Source organism: Puniceicoccaceae bacterium, from assembly GCA_040224245.1.
In the GTDB taxonomy this organism is placed as follows: Bacteria; Verrucomicrobiota; Verrucomicrobiia; order Opitutales; family JAFGAQ01; genus JAKSBQ01.
The window spans coordinates 1-3640 of sequence record JBEGIR010000011.1 but is presented as its reverse complement, the minus strand read 5'-3'; the positions used below and the strand labels follow the sequence as shown (position 1 = coordinate 3640).

General features: G+C 48.8%; 5 protein-coding genes. 1 reads left to right on the top strand and 4 read right to left on the bottom strand.

Annotated elements, in window-relative coordinates; genetic code table 11:
* The coding region (locus tag ABQ298_01560) for a hypothetical protein (GenBank protein MEQ9823050.1) at positions 1–923 on the top strand (923 nt) is incomplete at its 5' end.
* Between the two features lie 224 nt (positions 924–1147).
* On the opposite strand, the gene ABQ298_01555 is transcribed toward ABQ298_01560, so the two are convergent.
* The 4 genes from ABQ298_01555 to ABQ298_01540 all read right to left on the bottom strand — a co-directional run bounded on the left by ABQ298_01555 (position 1148) and on the right by ABQ298_01540 (position 3314).
* Positions 1148–1525, bottom strand: coding sequence for a hypothetical protein (locus ABQ298_01555; GenBank protein MEQ9823049.1), 378 nt, complete (start codon positions 1523–1525; stop codon positions 1148–1150).
* A gap of 843 nt (positions 1526–2368) precedes the next feature.
* Positions 2369–2575 carry a leucine zipper domain-containing protein gene (locus ABQ298_01550; protein MEQ9823048.1) on the bottom strand — a complete coding sequence of 69 codons (207 nt, stop codon included), beginning with the start codon at positions 2573–2575 and terminating at the stop codon, positions 2369–2371.
* A gap of 134 nt (positions 2576–2709) precedes the next feature.
* Positions 2710–3099: a type II toxin-antitoxin system death-on-curing family toxin gene (locus tag ABQ298_01545; protein ID MEQ9823047.1), complete on the bottom strand. Its 390-nt coding sequence runs from the start codon at positions 3097–3099 to the stop codon at positions 2710–2712.
* Positions 3096–3314: a hypothetical protein gene (locus tag ABQ298_01540; GenBank protein MEQ9823046.1), complete on the bottom strand. Its 219-nt coding sequence runs from the start codon at positions 3312–3314 to the stop codon at positions 3096–3098. The genes ABQ298_01545 and ABQ298_01540 overlap by 4 nt, the downstream gene beginning before the upstream one ends.
* Between the last annotated feature and the right edge of the window lie 326 nt (positions 3315–3640).

Here is a 3640-nt window from a genome sequence, read left to right as displayed (position 1 = left end):
TGCCAAAGACTGGAGCTTCTGCCTCAATCTTAACACTGATGATTACCTTTTTCACGATCCCCAAACCCTTCGATACGCAGTACCGCTTGCTGCAGTACAATGCGATTCGAAGCTGGAAGACAGTCGTACCCGATGCTCAGGTGTTGCTGTTCGGGGATGAACCGGGAATTGTTGACGCAGGTCGCGAATTCCAGGCGGAAGTGTTTGATGGAATTGCAAAATCGTCGTTGAATACCCCTTTCCTTGATGAAGTGTTTCGGCTCGCTCATGATCAGGCACGCTTTGATCGAATCTGTTTCATCAATACCGATATCATCCTGCTGCCGGATTTTGTGGAAGCCTGCAACGCGATTGACCGCAAACGTTTTCTCATGGTGGGTTGTCGTTACGACATCGATGTCACAGAAGAAGTCACAGTGAATGCCAGTTCGGAAGCCCATTTTCGCCGTAATGCGGTGCGAAGTTCAATTGATGATGGTCAATATGGCAGTGACTTTTTTCTCTACACGAAGGCGACGGGACTCCGGGAAATTCCCAATTTCATTGTGGGTAGGCCCGGTTGGGATAACTGGATGATTTACCGGGCACGCATGCTGCGCGTTCCCGTCATTGATGCATCCAAATCCATTTTTTGCGTGCACCAAAATCATGACTATGCCCATGTTCCTGCCAAGCAGGGCGACAAATGGCACGGTCCTGAGGGAGCACACAATTTTTCACTCTTTACCAAAGCCGAGCGTTTCTCACTCATCGACGCGACCCATCGCCTCGAAGACCGCCACCTGCGATGGAACCTGACACCGCGTCACCGAAAGCGCCTGCTCTCAACGCTCCAAAAAACCCACCCGGAACTGCTGCCGATCTACCGCATCGTCTGGGCATTGGCACGATTGAAAAACCGCTGCTTTCCACGCCGTTCATAGCATGGCTTCATAAAGCTCAACACGTTCCTGATACAAAGCTTCAAGTCTGCCAACTGCCTCGTCATAGAGGTTAAAATCCCAGTGATTCTTGGCCCTAAACTGCGAAACAAATGAATCGCATAGCTGATATGATTCTTTTGCCGTCACATTGAACCGAGGAACCTTACTCGCAGGCTTCTCCGCAAGCGAAGCGAATACATCGAGCGATTCCTGAAGTTTTTCGGTTATGCCAAAAAATAGAAGTTCTTCAGGAATAGCTCAGGGTTCTCTCCTTGATAGCCCAGATGGCGCGAAATTGGATTTTTCATTGCCTTGAGGCGCGCTTCAAGCGTCGGAAATGTCTCAAGTCCTCTCTTTTTCCGATAAAAACACGCAGATATGGCCCGTTCAAGCGGATCGCGCAAAAGCGTAACCAATCGAACTTTTCCTGACTGTATCTCACTCTCCAGCCATTCCTTCGGTCGAACTCCATCAAAAATAAAATGCCCGCATAGCATGGAATCGTTCGTCTGGAAAAGCGCATCTTTCCTCCGTTCCAACCATTGCTTTCGAGCCACTTCATTTCTCCTGACCTCAGAGAGTTTCTCACGAAGCACATTCATTCCCATGCTTGAACACGCACTGCGAAATGAAGTACCTCCGCATTTGGGAACATGTTGATAAAGGTAAAATGAGTTTACAGTCATGATGACCTGACCCCTGACACTTGGCCAGTTTTGGAGTTAGTCTGCTGGGTTTTGGTTCAAGTTAAACACGGTATCAAAGTTCTACTTTTGTCAATGCTGTTAGCCCTAGCCTGGGGATCGGGGGCGGCAATCAGCGCCCCCGTCTGAGTGATAGACCTGCACGGGTAATTTGTAATGGATGCCACTATGTGGCCGTTCGTCTTTGAAGAGCCTTTTCCAGTCCGAGATAACCACTTCTGCCTCTTTAAGGTTCAAGAACAGCTCGCGGTTCAGGCGGTTGTCCCGAAATCGACTATGAAAGCTCTCAACCCATGGGTTCTCACACGGACAACCCGACTTGATATACATCGTTTACGCACTCGGCTTTGCGTTTTGTCGTTCTTTGAGGAACCCCTCCCTACGACGCGGCTTTTTGGCCCCCCTGGAGTCCCTGAAGGCCTTCCTTGAGCCGGAGCCGCATGATTTGATCCACATGTATCGCTTGTCTCACATTGTTGTCTGTCTCCTTTCCTAAAGGTTTCAGACTAACTTTGCAACTGGCTCTTTTTTAAGGGGGCAGGTCAACCCGATCGCGGAGCACAGAGAAGATAGAAATCCAAATCGTAGCGGGAGCTTCCAGCTCCCGTCCTATCTACAACCCAATGACACCCTACCCTGATCTCCCTCGCTTCACACCTCCACAACACTACCCGGAATCCCCACTCCGACTCCCCCAAACCTCCCCCTCAACCGCAGCCGGATTCGGGAGAATTCGGACCGTCAACCAAGCGCATATCCCAATGGACAACGGCTGCGTTCCTGCAACCCCAGTTTGCCTTCCGCTTTGTAGCGCTTGAGATACTTGTGCGCTGTCTTGCGGATGATCCCATACTGCTGACTCAAATCGCTGATATAAAACTTTCCGCTCAGCGCCAGCTCAACGAATCTCTCTTTCTTCTCCATCAGTTCTTCTTCTGTCCAGGGCATGCACCCAGTTTGTAAAAAAGTGTTACCGACTGCGTCCACCGAAGCTTTATGCGAAGGAGGATGTCTCCGGTTTTCGTGTTACCGATGTCCCCGGTTCATACCATGTGAGGATTTTGGAGCAGCTAAAGAAGGTATTATCTATTGATTAGATGCTTTCGAAGCAACTCTGCAAGTCCGGATCGATCCAACTCATGTTTGGCAATGCCAATCATGGCATCATAGATCATTTCAGATAATTCAGATCCAACAGTTACACCATTTATTCGAAGGAAAGTCAGCCCCGCAGCAACTGCAGTTCTTTTGTTTCCATCAAGGAAGGCTTGAGCTTGTGCGATATGGAAGCAGTAAGCCGCAGCGACATCAAAGAGGTCACCTTGAGCATACCAATAGACATTTTGAGCCTGAGCAACCGCTCCTTTAAAAAGGGATCGATTTCGGATTCCTTCTGACCCGCCCCAAAGTTCCAGTCCTCGCCGATGGAAGTTCTCAATCTGACGAACACTCAAAAACTTTGGTTCGTTCATTGAGCCAGTTTTTTAAACAATTCGGCGTGTTCTTCAAACACAGCTTCAGCAGCAGCTTCAACTTCAGCATCCTCTGCAAACTTCACATGTTGGGCAGCTTGCTCGTTCAAAAAATCAACAACCTTGCCCTGTTCCTCCAGAGGGAGCTGCTTGATTTCTTCAATGACTTTTGCCGTATTCATAATGCTTACAAAATCGGTTCTTTCATTTAACATGTCAATTAATCGCGCATTTTACGACATTTTCAATCACTGTCCTCGTTTTCGAAGTCCTCTAATTCTGAGCCGGTCGGGAAAAGTTGGACAGAAATTCACCACAAGCCAAGGTCGCAAGTCTGACCGGGCGAGGACGGAAGAGTCCCCAAAATTGTTAAAACTTTGAGGTGGTTTCCCGCCTCCATGCGACCAAGCTTGGAGGCAGCAAAACTAACAAGAGAAGGAAACCACCATGGAAAAAAGTGACCTATTGGAACGTCTGCATCAAGCGGATTCGAAGGAATCGGGCGAACTGTTTCGCAACATGTTAAGAGCAAGTGTCAGGC